Here is a 21,094-nt window from a genome sequence, read left to right as displayed (position 1 = left end):
CCATGTCTGCGCCCTTCGTCACCCTCGACGGTCTCTCCTACAGCACCCCTGACGGCCGTCGGCTCATCGACGACCTGACCCTGGCCTTCGGGCCAGAGCGCACGGGTCTGGTCGGCCGCAATGGCGTGGGTAAGACCACGCTGATCCGCCTGATCCTGGGCGAGCTGACGCCGGCCGCCGGCGCGGTGGCGATCCAGGGCCGCATCGGCGTGCTGCGCCAGATGGTGGAGCCGCCGCCGGGCGCCCGCGCCGCCGATCTCATGGGGCTGGGCGAACCGCTCTCGCGGCTGGCGCGGCTCGAGACGGGCGTCGGGGACGAGGCCGACATGGCCGACGCCGACTGGACCCTGCCATCGCGCCTTGACGCGGCCCTGGTCCGGGTCGGCCTGGCGGGGCTCGACCCCTTGCGCCCCGCGGCCAGCCTGAGCGGCGGAGAGGCGACGCGGGCGGCCCTGGCCGGTCTGCTGGTCCAGGCGCCTGATCTGCTGATCCTCGATGAGCCCACCAACAATCTCGACGCCGAGGCCCGCGCGCTGGTCGCCGATGTGCTGGCACAATGGCGGGGCGGCGCCATCGTGGTCAGCCACGATCGGGAGCTGCTGCGTCAGACCGACCGGATCGTGGAGCTTTCGACCCTGGGGGCGCGGTTCTATGGCGGGAACTACGACCTCTATGCCGAGCGCAAGGCGCAGGAAGAGGCCGCCGCAGAACAGGCCCTCGACAGCGCGGCCCGCGACCTGGCCCGAGCCGGCCGCGACGCCCAGGCCGAACGGGAGCGCAAGGCGCGCCGGGATGCGGGCGGCCGTCGCTTCGCCGCACGGCGCAGCGAGCCGAAGATCCTGCTGGGCGCCCGGGCCGAGCAGGCGGAGAACTCCGGTGGTCGGCAGAACCTGTTGGCCGAGCGCCGCCGCGAGGCCCTGACCGCGCGGCTGGCCGAGGCGCAAGGGGCCGTCGAGCAGGTGCGCCGGCTCGGCTTCGACCTGCCGTCGTGCGGCCTGGCGGCCGGGCGCCGCGTCCTGACCCTCGACAGGGTCGCGCGCCGCCTGCCCGATGGCCGCCGGCTGTTCGAGAACCTGTCCCTGGAGATCACCGGGCCGGAGCGTGTGGCTATCGCCGGACCCAACGGGTCGGGCAAGACCACCCTGCTGCGCCTGGCCGCCGGCGAGATCGCGCCTCAGGCCGGTCTGGCGCGGCTGTGGGTTCCAGCCACCGTGTTCGATCAGCAGACCGCCATGCTGCGGCCGGACGAAACGCTGTTGGAGGCCTTCCTGCGCCTGAACCCGGACGCTGACGTCAACGCCGCGCATGCCGCGCTCGCGCGCTTCCTGTTCCGCAACACCGCCGCCGAACGGCGGGTGGACAGCCTCAGCGGCGGAGAGCGCCTGCGCGCGGCCCTGGCCTGCGTGCTGATAGCGCAGACCCCGCCGCAGCTCCTGATCCTGGACGAGCCCAGCAACCACCTCGACCTCGACTCCCTGGCCGCGGTCGAGGTGGCGCTGCGGGACTATGACGGGGCCCTCCTGATCGTCAGCCACGATCGCGATTTCCTCGCAGCCGTCGGCGTCCAACGGGAGATCCGCCTCAATCCCGGCTGACGACCCGGAACACGCCATTGGCCCGCGCGCACGGCTTGCCGTCGGCGGTTACGAAGGCCTGGGTGAAGCACAGGGTCGAGCCGAGCTTCACGAAGTCGGTCTCGAACGCCAGCCATTGGCCAAGCTGGGCGACCGCCAGGAAGTCCAGGTTCAGGTTCACTGTCACCAGCGACCGGTCGCCGCCAAGCCGATGGGCGCAGGTCAGGCCCATGGCGTTGTCGGCCAGGGCCATCAGGAGACCGCCGTGGACGAAGCCCCGGCCATTGGCGTGGGCCGGGCCGGCGCGGAGCCCCAGGATGACCGCCGTGTCCGTCTTTCGAACGAACAGGGGTTCCCAGGGCTCGGTCAGCGGGCTCTGTCGGTCATGCGGAACGAAGCCTTCGGGCGGGACAAGTTCGGTTTCCATGGCGATCCCTCACGCCGCCAGCTTGGCGAGGTTCTCCAGGGTGAGCACGCAGGCCTCGGCGGCCTCGGCGCCCTTCTTTCGGAAGTGGGCGTGGAAGAAGGCGTGATGCGCGTCGTGCTCATGGAAGTGGTGCGGGGTCAGCACCACGGAGAAGACCGGCGTCTGGGTGGCGAGCTGGACCTGCATCAGGGCGGCGACCACGGTCTGGGCCACGAAGTCGTGCCGGTAGATGCCGCCGTCGATCACGAAGGCCGCGCCCACCACCGCGGCGTAGCGGCCGGTGTGGATGAGGCTCTGGGCGTGCAACGGGATCTCGAAGGCGCCGGGGACCTCGAAGCGGTCGATGCGGTCGGGGCCAAAGCCCCGCTCGGCCATGGCGTCGGTGAAGCCGGTATGGGCTTCATCGACGATGTCGCGATGCCAGAGGGACTGGACAAAGGCGATGCGTCCGGCGCGGTAGGCGCCATTGGCGGTGGGGAGTTCATAGGCGGCTTGGGTCATGGTCGTTTCCCTGACGGGTGGATGAACCACGACTCAGGGGCGCGCTGGACGGACCATGCGGGCGCACGCGCCCTCAAGGTGTCGCCCAACGGTTCTCATAACCGGACTCTAACCGTCGGCCCCGGGATCACACCGGGTCTGCTCGTCCCTGGCGGCGGTGAGGCCGACAGGCGCCCGCGGGCTCGTCCGGATCTTCGCAGACCCGGCATTACCGCCGGTGGGGAATTACACCCCGCCCTGAGAACGTAGATCGCCGGAACCCCCGGCGACGGCGCCAGACTAGCCGCATATCTGCGCGGCGAACAAGCGTTTGGATCAGGCGCGCTTGTTCAGGGTGATGGCGGTGGCGGTGTTGTTGGCGGTCTGGCTGGAGCGGGGACCATAGCCCACGGCCTGGCCGCGCTGGGCCGTGACCTCGTCGGCGATGGCCTTGACCAGGCCTTCCGTGATGGTGCGGGCCGCCTCGATGGCGCGGCCCTGGCGGGCGAGGACGGCGTCGAATGCCTCGGTGGCGCGGACCAGGCGCGCGCGCTGGGCCAGGGGGGCGCCCGCCACCAGGGCGGGATCAGCCCGAACCCGCGCAGATTCGTGGCGGTAGAGATTGGCCAGGCGGGTGGTCTCGTCGAGCTGGGCGGCGGCCTCATGCGGGCGGCCCTCCTCGAAGGCCTGGGCGCTCCGGGCCACCAGTTCGGTGAGGCGGTCGGTCAGCATGACCAGTTGTTCGACGCGGTCCTGCGCGTCCGTCGCGGCGATCGCCATGGCGGCTACCCCTCCAGGCCTTGAAGCTTCAACATCTCGCGGGCCACCGTATCGGCCAGTCCGATCCCGCCGCTCTGGGTCGTCTCCTTGGCGAAGGCCTCGGTGAGGAAGGAGCGGAACTGGTTTTCCGCCTGGCCGCCGCCGAATGGGGCGGACACCTCGGTGGCGGTGAACATCTGCTGCATCATGATCGACAGGAAGGCGGCCTCGAAGTCGTTGGCGGTCTTCTCGATCTGGCCGCGCTTGGCGAGTTCGGCGGTGTTGGCTGCGCCCTCAGCGGCATGCGGGGCGGGGGTGATGGCGGAGATGGGGGAAAGCGCGCTCATCACATCACCTCGATGTCGGCCTGCAGGGCGCCGGCGGCCTTGATGGTCTGCAGGATGGAGATCATGTCCCGCGGCGTGACGCCCAGCGCATTGAGGCCGGCGACCAGGTCGGAGAGCGAGGCGCCGCTGCGGACCGTCAGGAACTGCCGGCCGCGCTCCTCCTCCACATCAACTTGGGTCTGAGGCACGACGACCGTCTCACCCTGGCTGAAGGGCGCCGGCTGGACCACGGCGGGGAATTCCTGGACGCGGATGGTCAGGTTGCCCTGGGCGATGGCCACGGTGGAGACGCGGACGGCCTCGCCCATGACGATGACGCCGGACACCTCGTCGATGACCACCTTGGCCGGAGTGTCGGGATTGACCGAGATGTTCTCGATCTGCGCCATGAAGGCGGTCATGTCGTGGCCGGCGGGCGGGCGCACGGCGACGATGGTCGGGTTCTGGGCGTAGGCCGTGCCGGGAAACTGCCGGTTCACCGCCTCGGCGATCCGGCGCGAGGTGGTGAAGTCGGGATTGCGCAGGGTCATGCGCATCTGGCCCATGGAGGCGAGCTGGAAGCCCAGCTCCCGTTCCACCAGGGCGCCGCCGGCGATGCGGCCGGCGGTCGGCACGCCCTTGGAGATCGAGGAGCCCGAGGCGCCGCCGGCCGAGATCGAGCCGGTCTGGACGGTGCCTTGCGCCACCGCATAGGCCTCGCCATCGGCGCCCATCAGCGGCGTCACCAGCAGGGTGCCACCCTGCAGGCTCTTGGCGTCGCCCATGGCCGAGACCGTGGCGTCCACCGGCGATCCGGCCGCGGCGAAGGCCGGCAGGCGGGCCGTGACCATCACGGCGGCAACGTTCTTGGTGTTGATATTGGCGTCGCGGGTGTTGACGCCCATCCGCTCGAGCATCCCCTCGAGGCTCTGGCGGGTGAAGGGCGCGTTGCGCAGGGAGTCGCCGGTGCCGTTCAGGCCGACGACAATGCCGTAGCCCACCAGCATGTTGTCGCGCACGCCCTCGAACTCGACGATGTCCTTGATGCGGGACGCCGACAGGGCGGGGCTGGCCGCCAGGCTGGCGGCGATCAGGATGGCGCTGAACAAGCGGAACGGGTGGGACATGGAGTCTCGCCGGGCATGAGGAACCTGGACCTGCCCTTGCGACGACCATGCCAGATGGGAGCGCCTGAAAAGTCTAACAATTACAGTTAATGGTCGCAGGTCCGGCCTGACGGCGAGGCGGCAAGCTGCAGAATTTGCCCGGCATTAACCATACCCTAAGGCCGCCGGCCCAAGGTCTGGCTTGAGTTCATTCTGCGTGATGTGGGTCGCATGAAAGTCAGTGGTGCAGGCGGCGCAGGGGGCGCTTCAGGTCCGGGTCGGGCCCGGGGCGCGCAGGGGAGCGAGGGGTTCAAGCTGCCGTCCGCGGGCGGCGCAGCCTCGGCGGCCGCTGCCGGGCCGACCACCGGGGCTTCGGCCTTGGGCGGAGTCGGGGCTCTGCTCGCCCTGCAGGAGACGGGGGGGCCGCTCGAGCGCAAGCGCCGCGCTGTCAGGCGGGCAGGACGCATCCTCGATGTCCTGGAGGAGGTGAAGATCGCCCTGGTGGGCGGCGACCTCTCCATGAGCCAGCTGGAGCGCCTGGGCCGCGCGGTCCGCGAAGAGCGTGACCAGACCGAGGATGCCGCTCTGGAAGGCGTTCTCAATGAGATCGAGACGCGGGCGGCCGTGGAACTGGCCAAACTTGAGATGGCTCGTTCTGCTGCTCTTCCAGCGCGAAGTGAGTCGCGTTGAATGTCGCGGGAGTTCTGCTATATAGCCGCCTCCCAAGTTCCGGGGATACGTCCAGGGGCGTGAGGTATCGATTATGTCGACCACTGTCTTGGCTAAAGAAGACTCCTATCGTCCGTCTGAGGACGAAGAGTTCATGAACGACCGTCAGGTCGAGTATTTCCGACAGAAGTTGAATGACTGGAAGGAAGAGATTCTCCGTGAATCTCGCGAAACACTTTCGCACCTGCAGAATGAAACTGAAAACCTGCCGGATGATATCGATCGCGCTTGGTCGGCCACCGATCGTGCGCTTGAATTACGCACCCGCGATCGTCAACGAAAGCTGATCTCCAAGATCGACGAAGCCCTGCGCCGGATCGAGGACGGCAGTTACGGCTATTGCGAAGAGACCGGCGAGCCCATCGGCATCGCGCGGCTGGAAGCGCGCCCCATCGCCACCCTCAGCCTGGAAGCCCAGGAACGCCACGAGCGTCGCGAGCGCGTCCATCGCGACGACTGAGGCTCCGGACGTCCGGCGGCGCCTCGGCGCCTGCCGGATGCCGACCTTCGGGGGATCAAGTGATCTGCGTCGCGGTCCGCGGAGCGTCGTCCTCGTCTCCGGCCGCCAGACGAGCCTGGATCAGAGGCAGGATGTCATCCACCCGGGTCGCCACCGCCCAGCTGTCCATGAAGTCCCGGGGCGTGAGGCGCGCGTCCACCGTGTGCTGCAGCAGTTGGAACAGCGGCTCCCAGAACCCGTCGGGGCTGTAGAAGACCACCGGCTTGCGATGCAGGTCCAGGCGCCGCCAGGACAGCAGCTCGATGATCTCCTCCAGGGTGCCGATGCCGCCGGGCAGGACCACGAAGCCGTCCGAGCGCTCGAACATGATCTGCTTCCGCTCGTGCATGGAGCGCACGACGATGGTCTCGACCACATCCAGGGCCCGCTCGCGACTGGTCAGGAACTGCGGGATGATCCCCAGCACGTCCCCGCCGGCCTCGTGTGCGGCCCGCGCGCAGGCGCCCATGAGGCCCACCCCGCCGCCGCCATAGACCAGGCGCAGGTTCGCCGCCGCCAGGGCGCGGCCGAAGTCGGCGGCGTCGGTCAGCAAGCTCGGTTTCGCGGCGTCCGAAGAGCCGCAGAAGACACAGACGGACTCGATGCGATCGGGCGAAGCGCCCATAGGATGTGTGCCTCCGGGAGAATGACGGGCTCGCCAGGCGAGCCGGGAATCCGAGTAGCTAGGCTCTGACATGATGCGATTCAAGGAAACCCTGCCCGGTGCGGCCTTTGGCTCGGTTCTGATGCTGAGCCTGCTCCTTGTGGGCTGCGGCGAGGCGCAGGTGAATCCGGGCGCCGGCCTCAACCGCGAACCCCAGGCCCAGGCCACCTATACCGCCCCGCCGCAGGGGACCGGCGTGGTCCGGGAGGGGGCGGGCCGGGTGCTGATCGGTCGGGCCGCGCCTTCGGCCCGCGTGCGGCTGGCCACCCCTGAGGGCGAGGTGCGGATGACGGAGGCCGATGCGCAAGGCGCTTGGCGGATCGGGCTGCCGCTGGCCGAGGCGCCGAAGATCTTTGGCCTTTCCATGATGCTGGACGACCGCACTGTCCAGGCGGAGGGCTATCAACTGGTCCTGCCGGATGATCGCCTGGTGCTGCTGCGGGCTGGCGCCGGCGCCGTCGTGTCGCCGGTTCCGTCGGGCGGGGCCGAAGGTCCAGCCGCGCCGCGCCTGCTGGCCTTCGATTTCGACGAGGAAGGCGGCGCCGTGGTGTCTGGCCGTGCGACGCCGGAGATCGCCCTGTCGATCCGTATCGACGGCCGGCCAGTGTCCACCGACGGGGCCACCGACGCCCAGGGACGGTTCAGCCTGCCGTTCGGCGCGCCGGTGCCGCCGGGACCGCATCGCATCGACGTCATGGGCGAACAGCTCGTCCTCACCGCCCAGGTGGACGCCACGCCCGCCGCGCCGCCAGAGAGCGGGGCCTTCACCGCACGCGCCACGTCATCTGGCCTTCGCATTGATTGGCTAACCCCCGGCGGCGGCGTCCAGTCGACCCTGCTGCTCGATTGACCGGAGTTTTCGTTTGAACCCGCCTGGATTGGCCCGGGGCCGCAACAGCGGCGACCTGGCGCTCGCCCCGGACTTCCGGTTCTGGCCGGCCATGGCCGATCTCGGTCGGCTGGTCATGCGATCCGGCGCGCCGCAGCTGCGCCTGCGTCTGGCCGCCGCCGTCGTGCTGGTGCTGGCCGGCAAGCTGGCCGCGGTGATCTCGCCGGTGATGCTGGGGGAGGCGATCAACACCCTGTCGGTCCCGGGCGGCGTGGTGGTGATCGGCGGCGGTTTCGTCGCCCTGGCGCTCGCCTTTGCAGGCCTGCGCCTGCTGTCGGCCTGCGCGCCCTTCGCCCGCGACGCCGTGTTCACCGCAGTCTCCCAGGCGACGATGGCCCGGGCAGCTGTCGAAGGGTTCGGCCACGCGGTCTCCCTGTCCCTGGATTTCCACCAGAGCAAGCAGACCGGGACCCTGGCCCGGGTGATCGAGCGCGGCGCGCGCTCCACTGATTTCCTGATCCGCAGCGTGGTGTTCAACCTCGGTCCCACAGCGGTGGAGCTGGTGCTGGCCATGGGCGTCATGGTGGTGCGGCTCGACTGGCGGTTCGCCGCCACCGCCCTGCTGACCGTGGTCATCTACGCCATCGTCACCTTCAAGATCACCGACTGGCGCCTGTCCCATCGCCGGGAGCTGAACGAGGCCGACGCCCGCGCCGCGGGCCTGTCGGTGGACGCCCTGATCAACTTCGAGACGGTGAAGACCTTCGGCGCCGAAACCCGCGCCGTGGGCGCCTATGGCCAGGCGCTGAACACCTATGTGGGCGCAGCCGTGAAGGCCAACACTTCGCTCTCCCTGCTGAACGGCGCCCAGGCGGTGATCCTCAATCTCGGCCTGGCGGTGATGACCGTGCTGGCCGGCATGGAGGTGGCGGCCGGGAGCATGCAGATCGGCGACGTGACCATGGCCATCCTGCTGCTGATCGGCATCTATGCGCCGCTCAGCATGCTGGGCTTCAACTATCGCGAGATCCGCCAGGCCTTTATCGACATGGAGCAGCTGGTGGCCCTGACCGGCCGGGCGCCGGACATCATCGACGCGGCCGATGCTCAGCCCCTGCCGCCGGCGGCGCCGCAGGGCGCGCGGCTGGAATTCCGCGACGTGGCCTTCCGCCATGACGCCCGTAGCCAGGGCCTGCTGGATGTCAGCTTCGTGGCCGAGCCTGGGGCCACCGTCGCCCTGGTCGGGCCTTCGGGGGCGGGCAAGACCACCGCCGTGCGACTGGCCCTGCGCCTGATCGATCCGCAAGCCGGTGCGGTGATGCTGGACGGCATCGATCTTCGCCAGGTCCGCCAGTCGGCCCTGCGCCGCGCCGTGGCCCTGGTGCCGCAGGACGTGGCCCTGTTCAACGACACCCTGCGGGCCAATATCGCCTTCGCCCGGCCAGACGCCAGCGCGGCCGACATCCAGGCTGCGGCCGAGGCCGCCGAGCTGGGCGCCTTCCTCGAAGGCCTGCCGGAGGGGCTCGACACCATGGTCGGCGAGCGGGGGCTGAAGCTGTCCGGCGGCGAGCGCCAGCGGGTGGGCATCGCCCGCGCCCTGCTGGCTGATCCCCGCCTGCTGATCCTGGACGAGGCCACCAGCGCCCTGGATGGGCGGACGGAAGAGGCGATCCAGGCGACCCTGCGCAAAGTCCGCACCGGACGGACCACCCTGGTGGTGGCCCACCGGCTTTCGACCATCGTTGACGCCGACCTGATCGTCGTGCTGCGCCGGGGTCGGGTCGTCGAACACGGGACTCACGACAGCCTGCTGGCCTCGGCCGGCGAATACGCCGCGCTGTGGCGGCGCCAGACCCGCCAGCGCTGAGACCTATTCGGCCGCCCGGGGCAGGGCTGCGTCATTGGCGGGGCGGCCGTCCCTGGGGCGCAGGCCCAGTCGGCGACGACCCCAGTTCGCGGCCCTATGCAGGCGTTCGGCATAGACCTTGGGGGCGGCCAGCATGACCGGCGTCAGGACCAGGGTGAGCAGGGTGGCGAAGGACAGGCCCCAGACCACCGCGGCCGATAGCTGGACCCACCATTCCGAGCCCGGCGCCCGATACTCGATGTGGCCGACCCGGAAGTTGGGGTGCAGCTGGAACATCAGGGGCAACAGGCCGACCACCGTCACCACCGTGGTCAGGATCACCGGGCGGAACCGCTGGGTGGCGGCCCGCACGGCGGCGTCATCGGCCGGATAGCCCGAGCGACGGAGCTGGTAGTAGGTGTCCACCAGCACGATGTTGTGGCCCACCACGACGCCGGCCAGGGCGACGATGCCGGTGCCCAGCATGATCACCGACACATAGTTGAAGGTGCCCAGGAAGTTGATCTGCACCCCCAGCAGCACGCCCACGGTTGAGAGCGCCACCGCCGAGAGGGTCACCACCACGCCGTAGAAGCTGTTGAACTGCCACAGCAGAATGACCCCCATCAGGAACAGGGAGACGGCCATGGCGACCATGAAGAACTGGGCCGCCTCCTGGCCCTCTTCGTCGGCGCCGGTGAACTTCCAGCGCACCTGATCGTCGATGTCGGCCTGTTCCAGCCAGGGCCGCAGCTCGGCGATCTTCTGGTTGGCGGCGACGCCGTCGATGGCGTTGGCCTGAACGATGACCAGCCGCTCGCCGTCCCGCCGCTGGATGGTGGTCACCTGCTGGGCGGGCGCCTGGCGGATGAAATAGCTGGCCGGCACGGGACCAAGCGCAGTGGAGATCTTCAGGTCGTCGAAGGCGGCCATGTTGCGCGCCTCCGGCGGAAAGCGGATGCGGATGTCCAGTTCGTCCTCGGCGTCATCGGGACGGAAGCGGCCCACCAGGACACCGGTGGTGATGAACTGGATGGCCTGGCCGACGGACAGGACGTCCACGCCATAGCGGCCGGCGGCCTGGCGATCGACCGCCAGGTTCAGCTCGATCCCCGGCGAGGTGCGGTTGTCCTCCAGCTCGAACAGTTGCGGGTCTGAGGCCAGGCGCGCGCGGACCAGGTCGGCGGCGGCGTTCAGCGCTTCGGGATTCTGGCCGCGCAGCTCGACCTGCACGTCCTTGCCGGTGGGCGGCCCGCCCTGCGGCTCGCGCACCTCGATCAGCACGCCGGGCAGGTCGGTCAGGCGGGTGCGGATATCGTCCACGATGTCGGCCCCGCGGAGGTCCAGGGCGAGGCGCTCCTCGAAGTCGACGAGATCCACCTGCAGACGGCCCACCGTGTCATTGGGCGGCCCGCCGCCGCCGCCGCCGGGGCTGGTGGCGCCTGATCGGGTGTAGATGGAATTGACCCCGGGCACGTCCAGCAGGCGGGCCTCCACCTGGCGGACCAGCACGTCATGGGCCTCGGGCGACAGGTTGCCCCGGGCCTTCACATAGACCTGCGCCCACTCCGGATCTTCTTCCAGGAAGAACTCGGTGCGGTGCGGAGTCATGGCGAACCAGGCGACGATGGCGGCCACGATCAGGAAGGTGGCGGCGAAGGTCCGGGTCGGCGCTGCCCCCAGGGTCCAGAGGGTGCGGGCATACCAGCCCATGAAACCCGACATCTCTCGCGGATCGCCCCGCTCGGACTTCTCGATCTCAGCCAGGTGCGCCTCGTCCACGGCGGCGTTGCGCCCGAAGATCGAGCCCAGCGCCGGGGTGAAGATCAGGGCCACGAAGATCGAGGCGCCGAGCACATACATGAGCGTCAGGGGCAGGAAGCTCATGAACTTGCCCGGGATCGAGTTCCAGAACATGAACGGCAGGAAGGCGCAGAGCGTCGTCAGGGTGCCGTTCAGCACGGGGAAGAACATCCGCTTGCCCGCCGCGGCGAAGGCTTCCTCCTTCGGCAGGCCTTCGGCCATCTTGCGGTCGGCGTACTCGACCACGACGATGCCGCCGTCCACCAGGATGCCGACCGCCAGGACCAGGCCGAACATCACCATCTGATTCAGGGTCACGCCCGAGGCGTTGAGCATCAGGAAGGCCAGCATGAAGCAGGCCGGGATCGCCGCGCCGACCATCAGCCCCTGCCGGATGCCGAGGCTGTAGACGATGATCATCATCACCAGGATGGTGGCGATCAGCAGGCCCGATTCCAGCACCACCAGGGTGCGGTGGATGAAGTCGCTCTGGTCATAGGTGTAGGAGACTCGGATCGTCTCCGGCCAGCGGGTCTCCTCCTCGGCGACCACCGCCCGGACTGCGTCCACGGTGTCGAGAATGTTCGATCCGCTGCGCTTGGCCACCTCCAGCGACATGGCTGGCTCGCCATTGAAGCGGGTGATGAAGTTGGGTTCCTTGAAGGTGCGCCGCACCTCGCCGATGTCGCCCACGGTGATCACCCGATCGCCGTTCTTCTTGATCGGCAGGCTCAGGATGTCGGAAGGCTCCTCGACCACGCCGGGCACCTTGACGGCGAACTGCCCGCCGCCGGAGCGCAGGTTGCCGGCCGGCACCAGCTGGTTGTTTCGGCTGATCACCTGGGCCAGTTCGCCGGTGGTGACGTTGTAGGCCTCCATCCGCAGGGGATCGATGGTGACCTCGAGCATCTCCTCGCGGCCGCCGGTCAGCTGCACTTCCAGCACGCCGGGGGCGGCCTCCAGGCGGTCCTGCAGGCTGCGGGCGATGCGATAGAGCTCGCGCTCAGGCGCGGCGCCAGACAGCACGATGCCGATCACCGGCTCGCCGCTGAAATTCGCCTCTTCGATGATCGGCTCTTCGGCGTCCGGGGGGAAACGTCCGCGGGCCAGATCCACCTTGGCGCGGACCTCCGCGAGGGCGGTGTCCTTGTCGAAGTCGGCCTCGAACTCCAGGTTGACGATGGCCATGCTCTGGCGGGCCGCGGAGTTCATCTCCTTCAGCCCTTCGATGGACTGGAGCTCCACCTCCAGGGGTTTGACCAGCAGGCGTTCGGAATCCTCCGGGCTCACCCCCGGATAGGGGACGATCACCGAGACGAAGGGGAAGTCGATGTCGGGATTGGCTTCCCGCGGCATGGCCAGATAGGCGAACAGGCCGAAGATGCCGGCGATCAGCGTGACCCCCAGCACGACCTTCCGTCGCTTGATGGCGCCGTCGATCAACGGACCGATCATAGTCGCAAGCCTCCTGTGCGGCGCGCCCTAAACCCTAGCGGGCCAGCGCCACGCGAACCTTCTGTCCCTGGTCGACGTAGGACTGGCCGACGGTGATGACCCGGGTCTGACCCGTGAGGCCGCGGACCCAGACGCCGTCGGCGCCTTCCTCCATCACCTGCACCGGCGTGAAGGCGACCACGTCGCCCGCGCCCACAAAACGCACCCCCTGCCGGCCCTCGGAGTCGAGGACCAGGGCCGAAGGCGGCACCAGGTGCGCTGGCCCCGAAGCGCTGGTGATCTTGACGTCCGCCGACAGGCCCGAGCGCACGGCGCCGCGCGGGTTGCGTGCGACGACTTCCAGGCGATAGGTGCGGGTGGCCGGATCGGCTTCCCGCGCCACATAGCGGACCTGGCCCGAAATCACCTGGCCGGAGACCAGTGTGGCCGTGGCTGGCTCGCCGCCCGTCAGCCGACCCGCCTGGGTTTCCGGCACGTCCCCGACGATCAGGATGGGGTCGAGCTCGATCAAGGCGCCGCAGGCCTGGCCCGGGGAGAGATAGGTCCCCACCTCGGCCTCGCGCTTGTCAAAGACGCCGGCGAAGGGCGCGCGAATATTGACCTGTTCCAAGGCGATCTCCGCCTGGCGCACGGCGGCGGCGGCGGCGTCCAGATTGGCCTGGTCCTGCAGCACCTGAGTTTCGGAGCGATAGCCCTTCTCGGCCAGGGCCGCCGAGGCCTTGCGCTGCAGTTCCCGCGAACGCAGGGCGGCCCGGGCCTGATCGAGCGACGCCTGGCGGGCGTCCACCGACAGGCGACAGAGGACGGCGCCCCGGGGGACGACCGCGCCCTCGCGGGTCGGCGTCGCTACGACCACGCCGGAGGTTTCGCTTCGGACCGTGACGCTGCGGGCGGCCTCGGTCCGGCCGCGCAGGGTCACCTGATAGGGCCGGATCACTTCCTCGACCACGGCGACCTGGACCTGCGGCGTCTCATCGGCCTTGTCGGCCGCCTCAGCCGGGGCGCTGTCGCCGCCGCCGAGAACCGTCATCAGGATAAAATAGAGCGCAAGCGCCCCAAAGACGCCAAGAATGAAATAGTGAGACGTCTTGAGACGCATAAATCTGTTTCCCCCGGCTGCAACGACGGCATGTGCAGCCCGTCCAAGCCCGCATTCCCATGTTCTTTGGGATCACGCGCCGGTTGTGCTGCGCTGCCGACCCTCACGCAAATGAAATCGCAGACAGGATCACTTTCGAGCTGCGACTGTGCCTGACGAACCGCAGCGAACGGCATAGGATTGCGACGAACCCCAAGGACGCCTCATCGGCGCCCGTCAGCCTTCAGAGGGAGCCTCCATGAGATACCTCCACACCATGGTCCGCGTGCGGGACCTCGACGCCTCGCTGGACTTCTATTGCAACAAGCTTGGCCTGACCGAGCTTTCCCGGGTGGAGAACGCCGCAGGGCGGTTCACGCTGGTCTTCCTGTGCGCCCCGGGGGACGAGGAGATGGCCAAGGTCAGCCGCGCGCCGACGGTCGAGCTGACCTTCAACTGGGATCCTGAGGATTATCAGGGCGGCCGCAATTTCGGCCATCTGGCCTATGCGGTGGACGATATCTACGCCGTCTGCCAGCGCCTGACGGAGGGCGGCGTCACCATCAACCGGCCTCCGCGGGACGGCCATATGGCCTTTATCCGCTCGCCGGACGGCATTTCGGTGGAGTTGCTGCAGGCGGGCGCGGCCCTGCCGCCGGCCGAGCCCTGGGCGTCGATGCCCAATGAGGGCCAATGGTGATGGCTGGCGGGGCGAGGCTCACGCTCAATGACGGCCGGATGATTCCGCAGGTCGGGCTCGGCGTATGGCGGACCCCCGCCGATGACGCCGCCGTCGTGGTCCGCACGGCGCTCGAAGCTGGCTACCGGGCGGTGGACACCGCGGCCATCTATGGCAATGAGGCCGGGGTCGGGGAGGGCGTCCGCGCCTCGGGTCTCCCCCGCGACGAAGTGTTCGTCACCACCAAGCTCTGGAACGAGAGCCAGGGCTATGACCGCGCCCTGCGGGCCTTCGACAAGAGCGTGGAGCGCCTGGGTCTCGACCATGTGGATCTCTATCTGATCCACTGGCCCTGCCCGCAGCAGGGACTCTACCTGGAGTCGTGGAAAGCGCTGATCCGGCTGCGCGAAGAGGGACGGGCCAGGTCCATCGGCGTGTCCAATTTCGCCGCTGAGCACCTGGAAAGGATCATCAGCGAGACCGGTGTGGTCCCGGCGGTGAACCAGATCGAACTTCACCCCAGGTTCCAGCAGGCCAGCCTGCGAGCCGCCAACGCCGCAGCCGGCGTGCTGACCGAATCATGGAGCCCCCTGGGACAGGGGCAGATCCTGGAGGATCCGATCATCGCAGGCCTGGCGGCCAAGCACGGCGTGACGCCGGCCCAGGTGGTGATCCGCTGGCATGTTCAGCTTGGTCTGATCGTCATTCCGAAATCGGTGACGCCGGCCCGGATCGTCCAGAACCTGGACGTCTTCGGTTTCGCCCTCGACACCAACGACATGGCCGCCATGGCCAGCCTCGACACAGAAAACGGCCGTATCGGTCCCGATCCAGCGAGCTTCGGCTGAGCAGGGCGACCTGTGATCGAACTGGACGTGGGGATTGCGCCCGTTTGGCGCTGGTCGAAGCCTCTGGCCTCAAAGGCTGCGACGGTGCGGTGGCTCCCCGAGCAGGACTCGAACCTGCGACAAGTCGGTTAACAGCCGACTGCTCTACCAACTGAGCTATCGGGGATCAGCACCGTAGGGCGGCGCGTATACGCCGGGCTGGCGGGCGGTGCAAGCCTCGCGAAGCGCCCTATCCACAGCCGGCGAAAAAAAGAGCCCGGCCGAAGCCGGGCTTGAGAAGGTTGGTGATGGTGGGGTGTCTTCAGAGAAGACGCTGAGAGGGTGGGCGTTTATGGTTAAGCGAAGATTAATGGTCATCGGCGGCGGGACTGTCGGGCGCCGGATAGACAAGCCCTGGACGAGGCTCTAGAGCCGAAACCACCAGCCGTTCGGATCCAGGCAGGCTGAGAATGCGAGCCACGCCTCGCGGGGGGGCTTTCAGGACGTCATGCGGTTGTTCCAGCAGAACATCGTATTCGCGTACGGCCTGGCGATTCTCAGCGCAGCTCTGGCTTTCTATGTTCGTTGGCTTTTGGACGGCGTGCTGCCTCCGGGCTTTCCCTATCTGACCTTTTTCCCCGCGGTGATTCTCACGGCCTTCCTGGCAGGGCTTTGGCCAGGAATTCTCTGCGCGGCGCTGTCGGGTCTCGCCGCCTGGTGGTTCTTCATTCCCCCCCTGGGCTTCAGCCTCTCGGCGGCCAGCGGGCTGACCCTGGTCTTCTTTGTTTTCGTGGTTGCGGTGGATATCACCGTGATCGAGCTGATGCGCCGGGCCATGACCAGTCTTGGCGCCGAACAGGCCCTGACCGCCCAGCTCTATGAGCGTCAAAGGGTGATGTTTCAGGAACTGCAGCACAGGGTCGCCAACAACATGACTTTCGTCGCCGCCCTGCTGCAGATCAAGAAGCGTGCGATCAATAATCCCCAGGCGTCGGCAGCCTTGGATGAGGCGCGCGAGCGGCTGGTCACCATGGCCCAGATTCATCGACGCCTCTATGACCCAGCCACGCTGGAGCTCAGTGTCGAGGGGTCTCTACGGGAGCTCTGCGACGACCTCGTCCAGGCCGCCGGGGCGGAGGGCGTAGCCTGTTCGGTGCGGGCCGATGGGGTCGATCTCGATACGACCCGGCTGGTGACCTTGTCCCTCCTGGTGGCTGAGGTGGTCACCAATTCCCTCAAGCATGCCTTCGAGGGCCGCGCCTCCGGTCAGATCACCATCGATCTCGCCCCCCTGGACGATGACCGCGCCGCGCTGGTGATCGCCGACGATGGTCCGGGCTTTCCTGACCCCAATCCCGATCTGGAAGGCCGCAGCAGCCTGGGGTTTGGCATCATGCAGAGCCTTGCGGGACAGCTTGATGGCGCTCTGGATTTCCCGGCCGGCGGCAGCGGCGCGCGCGTGCGGCTGATCTTCCCCAGCTAGGCGCCGCCGACCCGACAAGTGCGGCGGCCATTGGCCCGTCGCCATCGGGCTGTGTCACCACGGCTTCACGTCCGGATGCGAAACCTCCCTCCCGACGGCGGGGCTCCCCGACGCCTGGATTTTGACAGCGTAGAGGTTCTCCATGCGGCGACGATCAGGTGCGATCCTGGCGGCGATCAGCCTTGGGCTCGCAGGATGCGGCGGGGAGGCCAAGACCACCGACGGCGCCTGGCAGGGCGAAATGCGGGAGGTCCGGATGGCGGTCCGCGGGTCGGAGGACGACCCCATGGTGACCCGACGCCTCACCGCCTACAAGACCTACATCGGCAAGGCGACCGGGCTGCCGGTCAAGCTGTACGAGTCCTCCGACTACAACGGCACGATCCAGGCGCTATCGAGCGGTCAGGTCGACATCGCCACCATTGCGGGGGGCGGTTACGCCAATGTGGACGCCCAGATCGGCGATCTGGCCCAGCCCATCCTCACCGTCCGGCAGGCTGAAGGCGACATCGGCTACTATTCCGGCCTCCTCGTAATGGCCTCGAGCCCCTATCGCTCCATCCAGGATCTGAAGGGCAAGACCCTCGGCTACGTGGATTTCAACTCCACCTCGGGCTACCTGTTTCCCCGCTCGGCGATGCGCGAGCAGGGAATCGAGCCAGACACCTATTTCGGCCGTTCGAGCTTCGCCGGCGGGCACACCCAGGCGGTGATGGCCCTGGATAACGGCCAGTTCGACGCCGCTATGATCAGCATGGGCGGCGGCGACCCCGAGCACGGGTTCACCACCGGCGCTCACTTCACCATGGCGCGGCGTGGCGTCGTCGATCTGGACGACTTCCGGATCATCTGGACGGCCGGCCCCATTCCCAACAGCGCAGTGGTCGTCCGCACCGACCGGCCCCAGCCCTTCATCGACGCGGTCCGTGGCGCCATGGCCGCCTTGCCCTATGACGATCCGGAGGTCTGGCGCGACATCGGTCAGCCGGATGGCGCGGCCTATACCGCCGTCACCCGCGAACACTACGCCCAGATCATCAAGCTGCGCGCCGACGATATCGCCGCTCGCCGCAGCGGAGAGCGGCAATGAGACGCGTAATCCTCGCCGCCACCGCGGTCCTCCTCAGCGCCGCCCAGGCCCAGACCCCGACCCTGCCGCTGCGGATCGCCGAGGTGGGGGGGGCTGCTGGTCCCTGCTCGCCGCTGGACGCCGAGGCGCCGGCCGGACAGAAGGCCTATTTCAAGCTGCTGGCCGAGCGCCTGCAGACCGAGGTGCTTAATTGTCCGATGGCGGACGACACGGCTGCGGCTAGCGCCCTCGCCGCCGGCCAGGTTGATGTGGCGCGCTTGAACGGCGCAGCCTTCGGGCCGGTGTCCGGGACGGTGCGCAGCGTGCTGACCACCCGGGCGAAGGGGGCCTTGAACCGCCTGCCGATCGTCGTCGCCACGCTGAACACCGCCCCAACGCGAACCCTGGGCGATCTGGCGGGCGCGACCCTGGTGTTCGGCGGCCCGATGAAGGCCAGCCTGGAGGTTCCCAGGCTGGCCCTGGCCGACTATGGCGCCGATGAGGCGTTCTTCGGCGCGCAGACGGTGGCCGAGGACTATGAGACGGCTGCGGCCCGCCTGCGCAGCGGTCAGGCCCAGGCCATGGTCCTGCACGCCGGCGCCTGGCAGAAGCTCTGTCGCGGCGATCAGCCGGGCCTGGATCTCTGCACCGACCTGCGGGTCGTCTGGCGCCAGCGGCCCGTCGCCGACCACGCCTGGGCGGTGAGGACCGACATGAGCGACGATCGTCGTTTCCGCCTGCTCGGCATCCATGTGGCCATGCACAACGAGGCGCCGGAGGCCTTCACCTGGATCGCCGGCCCGGAGGCCGAGGAGTTCGAGCCCACTGAGGCCAAGGCCCTGATCCACCAGGGCCCCACGGTCGGCTCATGAACGCCCCGAGTCCGACGGTCGAGACCTTTGAGCGCGACCGCCGACGGATGCTGATCCGCCAGCGGACCCAGGCGGTGATCGGCCTGGCGATCTTCACAGTCCTGCTGCTGGTCTCCTTCCAGCGCAGCCAGTTCTTCGGCTCCGACATCGGCGGCGACCCGCTGGGGCGGATGGCCGACTTCCTGCAAAGGATGAATCCGGACCTGAAGCCCGAGGCCCTGTTGGCCAGCCGCCAGACCCAGGGCTCGTTGCATTCCTGGTTCTACGCCCTGCCGATCTGGTTGCGGGCGGCGTGGCAGACGGTGGAGATGGCGATCCTGGCCACCGCCCTGGGGTCGGTCCTGGCCCTGGGGGCGTCGTTCCTCACCGCCCAGAACCTCATGCCCTTCGCGCCGGTGCGCTTTGTCGTCCGTCGCATCCTGGAGGCGATCCGGACCCTGCCGGACCTCATCATGGCGCTGATCCTGGTGGCCGCCTTCGGGGTCGGCCCCCTGGCCGGCGTCCTGACCCTGACCATTTCGACCCTGGGGGGCCTCGGCAAGTTGTTCGCCGAGATCAACGAAGAGATCGATCCCCGGCAGCTGGAGGCGCTGCAGGCCGCCGGCGCCGGACCGCTGAAGAAGATCCGCTATGGGGTCATGCCCCAGGTCCTGCCCAACTACGCCTCCTACGCGCTGATCCGGCTGGAAGGAAATCTGGCGGGGGCCGCGGCTCTGGGCATCGTCGGGGCCGGCGGCATCGGCCTCGAACTGCAGCGGGCCATCACCTACACCGAGTTCGACACCTATCTGGCTATCCTGATGATCATCATCGCCATGATCTTCCTGATCGATCTGTTCTCCGAAGCCGTGCGCCATCGGCTTATCGGTCTGGAGAAGGCCTGATGACCGGCCCCGCATACGATCAAGCCCTGACCATCGCGCCGGCCGCTCTGAGAGCGCCTTGGACCCGCAGGGTTCGAGACGCGCTCCTGCTGTTGCTGGCCCTCGTCGCCCTGGTGGCCATGGGGATCGACCTGGAACTGGCGCCCGGCGCCTTGATGACCGGCTTCGGAAAGCTCGGCCGCTTCCTGGGTGAGATGTTCCCGCCCTCATCCGGCGGGCAGTCGGTCCGCATCTTCAAGGCCCTCGCCGAGACCTTCGCCATGGCCTTCGCCGGCACGGTGATCGCCGCGTTGGTGGCCCTGCCGCTGGGTGTGATCGGCGCCAAGACGGTGGTCCCCAACATTGCCCTGCACTTCGCCTTTCGACGCTTCCTCGACATTTTCCGAGGGGTGCCCGCCCTGGTCTGGGCCCTGATCCTGGTCTCGGCGTTTGGCCTGGGGCCCTTCGGCGGGGTGGTCGCCCTGGCCCTGGCCGATATTCCGAACCTCGCCAAGCTGTTCTCGGAGGCTCTTGAGAACAGCGACGCCAAGCCCCTGGAAGGGGTACGCTCGGCCGGGGCTTCGCCCCTGGCGGTGATGCGCTTCGGGCTTGCGCCGCAATTCGCCCCGGTGGCCACCAGCCAGACCCTGTTCTTCCTGGAAGGCAATTTCCGTAACGCTGGCGTTTTGGGCATCGTCGGGGCCGGCGGCATCGGCTTCGAACTGGACGAGCGGATCCGCATCTTCGCCTTCGACGAAGTGGCCTTCATCATCCTGCTCTACATGATCGCGGTGGCCTGCCTCGACACCCTGTCACGCTGGTTCCGCAATCGCCTGGCCTAGGCCCCGAAGGGGCGGTAGGCGCCCGGGGCGGAATCGACAGGCGCCGAACTCGCCAGACCTACGGTGACCGCGCCCCAGGCGCAGGCTTGGTCCAGGGCCCGCATCATGCTGGCGCCGGCGCTGAGCGCTTCCAGCAGGCCGGCCGCGAAGACGTCTCCGGCGCCGGTCGAATCGATCACCTTGGCCGGGGGCGGCCGCACGGTGATGGGCGCGCCGGCGCTGTAGGCGCTGGCTCCGTCGGCGCCATGGGTGACGACGATGGCCGATAGCTGCGGCCCGAACACAGCGCGGGCGGCCTCGAACGGGGCCGCCAGGACGGCGGGCTCAAGATCGTCAGCCGAACAGACCACCACATCGGCGGGCCCGGCATAGGCCGGCGCCGGCCAATGGACCACCACGGGACCACGGCTGCGGGCGGCCCAGGCGTCGGCGCCGGGGAAGGCGGCTCGCACATAGACTCCGTCCGGCTGGACGCCGGGGTGGTCTGCGGGCGAGGCCAGGGGCGGCAGAACGAGTCGGGCGCGGTCGATATCCAGGCCCAGCACCAGACGCTCGCCGTCCGGCTCGATCAGGATCAGGGTCGTGCGGCTCTCGCCGGGGCGGCGGCCGACCAGGGCCACATCGAGGCCCGCCGCCCCGGCCAGGGCGATCGACTGGTCGCCGCCGCCGTCCGCGGCCACCAGGCTGGCCAGCCTGACCGTGTGTCCAGCCCGGACGAGGGCCACGCCGGCATTGGCGCCGCCGCCGCCGAGGCGGGGACCGAGCTGGGCCTCCAGGCTGCGGCCGACGACCCGACCGCCACGCTCGAGCGCGGCCTCCAGCCAGACCGGACGGTCCAGGGCCAGCGCGCCGATCACCAGGAAGTCCGCCATGCTGTCGCCTCC

Annotated in this window: 21 protein-coding genes, 1 tRNA gene and 1 riboswitch; of the genes, 12 read left to right on the top strand and 10 right to left on the bottom strand. The window is 68.7% G+C overall.

What is annotated here, in order from left to right; translation table 11 throughout:
• The first annotated feature begins 2 nt into the window (after positions 1-2).
• Positions 3-1,595, top strand: a complete 1,593-nt coding sequence (locus V7702_RS02380) for an ABC-F family ATP-binding cassette domain-containing protein (RefSeq protein ID WP_335648542.1) — start codon at positions 3-5, stop codon at positions 1,593-1,595.
• On the opposite strand, the gene V7702_RS02375 is transcribed toward V7702_RS02380, so the two are convergent.
• The 5 genes from V7702_RS02375 to V7702_RS02355 form a co-directional block, all read right to left on the bottom strand.
• Positions 1,582-2,001 (bottom strand): PaaI family thioesterase, encoded by a 420-nt coding sequence (locus V7702_RS02375; protein ID WP_335648541.1) that lies wholly within the window; start codon positions 1,999-2,001, stop codon positions 1,582-1,584. The two genes, V7702_RS02380 and V7702_RS02375, sit on opposite strands and share 14 nt — an antisense overlap.
• A 9-nt stretch (positions 2,002-2,010) precedes the next feature.
• The gene (locus tag V7702_RS02370; protein WP_335648540.1) at positions 2,011-2,502 is read right to left on the bottom strand and encodes a 6,7-dimethyl-8-ribityllumazine synthase; all 492 of its coding nucleotides are present in this window, start codon (positions 2,500-2,502) and stop codon (positions 2,011-2,013) included.
• Between the two features lie 87 nt (positions 2,503-2,589).
• Positions 2,590-2,751: riboswitch (FMN riboswitch) on the bottom strand.
• Between the two features lie 66 nt (positions 2,752-2,817).
• Positions 2,818-3,261 carry a flagellar basal body protein gene (locus V7702_RS02365; protein WP_335648539.1) on the bottom strand — a complete coding sequence of 148 codons (444 nt, stop codon included), beginning with the start codon at positions 3,259-3,261 and terminating at the stop codon, positions 2,818-2,820.
• Positions 3,262-3,266: 5 nt separating this feature from the next.
• Positions 3,267-3,587: a rod-binding protein gene (locus tag V7702_RS02360; RefSeq protein ID WP_335648538.1), complete on the bottom strand. Its 321-nt coding sequence runs from the start codon at positions 3,585-3,587 to the stop codon at positions 3,267-3,269.
• Positions 3,587-4,693 (bottom strand): flagellar basal body P-ring protein FlgI, encoded by a 1,107-nt coding sequence (locus V7702_RS02355; protein WP_335648537.1) that lies wholly within the window; start codon positions 4,691-4,693, stop codon positions 3,587-3,589. The genes V7702_RS02360 and V7702_RS02355 overlap by 1 nt, the downstream gene beginning before the upstream one ends.
• Before the next feature lie 210 nt (positions 4,694-4,903).
• Between V7702_RS02355 and fliX the strand changes: the two genes are divergently transcribed.
• Positions 4,904-5,362: a flagellar assembly regulator FliX gene (gene fliX, locus V7702_RS02350; protein ID WP_335648536.1), complete on the top strand. Its 459-nt coding sequence runs from the start codon at positions 4,904-4,906 to the stop codon at positions 5,360-5,362.
• Between the two features lie 70 nt (positions 5,363-5,432).
• Entirely contained in the window at positions 5,433-5,861 is a 429-nt protein-coding gene (gene dksA, locus V7702_RS02345; protein ID WP_335648558.1) for an RNA polymerase-binding protein DksA, read from the top strand.
• Positions 5,862-5,916: 55 nt separating this feature from the next.
• Here the strand turns inward: dksA and V7702_RS02340 are convergent, their stop codons facing one another.
• Positions 5,917-6,525 (bottom strand): TIGR00730 family Rossman fold protein, encoded by a 609-nt coding sequence (locus V7702_RS02340; protein WP_335648535.1) that lies wholly within the window; start codon positions 6,523-6,525, stop codon positions 5,917-5,919.
• Positions 6,526-6,595: 70 nt separating this feature from the next.
• On the opposite strand from V7702_RS02340, the gene V7702_RS02335 reads away from it, so the two are divergent.
• On the top strand, positions 6,596-7,414 hold the full coding sequence (locus tag V7702_RS02335) for a hypothetical protein (RefSeq protein ID WP_335648534.1): 819 nt from the start codon (positions 6,596-6,598) through the stop codon (positions 7,412-7,414).
• A 91-nt stretch (positions 7,415-7,505) separates the two neighbouring features.
• The gene (locus tag V7702_RS02330; protein WP_335648557.1) at positions 7,506-9,260 is read left to right on the top strand and encodes an ABCB family ABC transporter ATP-binding protein/permease; all 1,755 of its coding nucleotides are present in this window, start codon (positions 7,506-7,508) and stop codon (positions 9,258-9,260) included.
• A gap of 3 nt (positions 9,261-9,263) precedes the next feature.
• Here the strand turns inward: V7702_RS02330 and V7702_RS02325 are convergent, their stop codons facing one another.
• Positions 9,264-12,497 (bottom strand): efflux RND transporter permease subunit, encoded by a 3,234-nt coding sequence (locus tag V7702_RS02325; protein WP_335648533.1) that lies wholly within the window; start codon positions 12,495-12,497, stop codon positions 9,264-9,266.
• Positions 12,498-12,531: 34 nt separating this feature from the next.
• Positions 12,532-13,596, bottom strand: a complete 1,065-nt coding sequence (locus V7702_RS02320) for an efflux RND transporter periplasmic adaptor subunit (protein WP_335648532.1) — start codon at positions 13,594-13,596, stop codon at positions 12,532-12,534.
• Between the two features lie 238 nt (positions 13,597-13,834).
• Here V7702_RS02320 and V7702_RS02315 point away from each other — a divergent pair, with 238 nt between their 5' ends.
• Positions 13,835-14,275 carry a VOC family protein gene (locus V7702_RS02315; RefSeq protein WP_335648531.1) on the top strand — a complete coding sequence of 147 codons (441 nt, stop codon included), beginning with the start codon at positions 13,835-13,837 and terminating at the stop codon, positions 14,273-14,275.
• Positions 14,269-15,102, top strand: coding sequence for an aldo/keto reductase (locus V7702_RS02310; RefSeq protein WP_442958385.1), 834 nt, complete (start codon positions 14,269-14,271; stop codon positions 15,100-15,102). Before V7702_RS02315 ends, V7702_RS02310 begins: the two co-directional genes overlap by 7 nt.
• A 90-nt stretch (positions 15,103-15,192) precedes the next feature.
• Here the strand turns inward: V7702_RS02310 and V7702_RS02305 are convergent.
• Positions 15,193-15,268 (bottom strand) — tRNA-Asn (locus tag V7702_RS02305).
• 321 nt (positions 15,269-15,589) lie between these two features.
• On the opposite strand from V7702_RS02305, the gene V7702_RS02300 reads away from it, so the two are divergent.
• The 5 genes from V7702_RS02300 to phnE (V7702_RS02280) all read left to right on the top strand — a co-directional run bounded on the left by V7702_RS02300 (position 15,590) and on the right by phnE (V7702_RS02280) (position 20,210).
• Entirely contained in the window at positions 15,590-16,564 is a 975-nt protein-coding gene (locus tag V7702_RS02300) for a sensor histidine kinase (protein WP_335648530.1), read from the top strand.
• A 142-nt stretch (positions 16,565-16,706) separates the two neighbouring features.
• Entirely contained in the window at positions 16,707-17,654 is a 948-nt protein-coding gene (phnD, locus tag V7702_RS02295; RefSeq protein WP_335648529.1) for a phosphate/phosphite/phosphonate ABC transporter substrate-binding protein, read from the top strand.
• Positions 17,651-18,505 carry a PhnD/SsuA/transferrin family substrate-binding protein gene (locus V7702_RS02290; protein ID WP_335648528.1) on the top strand — a complete coding sequence of 285 codons (855 nt, stop codon included), beginning with the start codon at positions 17,651-17,653 and terminating at the stop codon, positions 18,503-18,505. The genes phnD and V7702_RS02290 overlap by 4 nt, the downstream gene beginning before the upstream one ends.
• Complete coding sequence (gene phnE / locus V7702_RS02285; protein ID WP_335648527.1) at positions 18,502-19,389, top strand: phosphonate ABC transporter, permease protein PhnE; 888 nt, start codon at positions 18,502-18,504, stop codon at positions 19,387-19,389. Before V7702_RS02290 ends, phnE (V7702_RS02285) begins: the two co-directional genes overlap by 4 nt.
• A complete protein-coding gene (gene phnE, locus V7702_RS02280) occupies positions 19,389-20,210 on the top strand; it encodes a phosphonate ABC transporter, permease protein PhnE (RefSeq protein ID WP_335648526.1) in 822 nt (273 codons plus the stop codon). Before phnE (V7702_RS02285) ends, phnE (V7702_RS02280) begins: the two co-directional genes overlap by 1 nt.
• Here the strand turns inward: phnE (V7702_RS02280) and V7702_RS02275 are convergent.
• A complete protein-coding gene (locus V7702_RS02275; protein WP_335648525.1) occupies positions 20,207-21,082 on the bottom strand; it encodes a PfkB family carbohydrate kinase in 876 nt (291 codons plus the stop codon). The genes phnE (V7702_RS02280) and V7702_RS02275 overlap by 4 nt on opposite strands.
• Between the last annotated feature and the right edge of the window lie 12 nt (positions 21,083-21,094).

Source organism: Phenylobacterium sp. (assembly GCF_036963605.1).
GTDB lineage: Bacteria > Pseudomonadota > Alphaproteobacteria > Caulobacterales > Caulobacteraceae > Phenylobacterium.
This window is presented reverse-complemented; position numbering and strand designations above follow the sequence as displayed.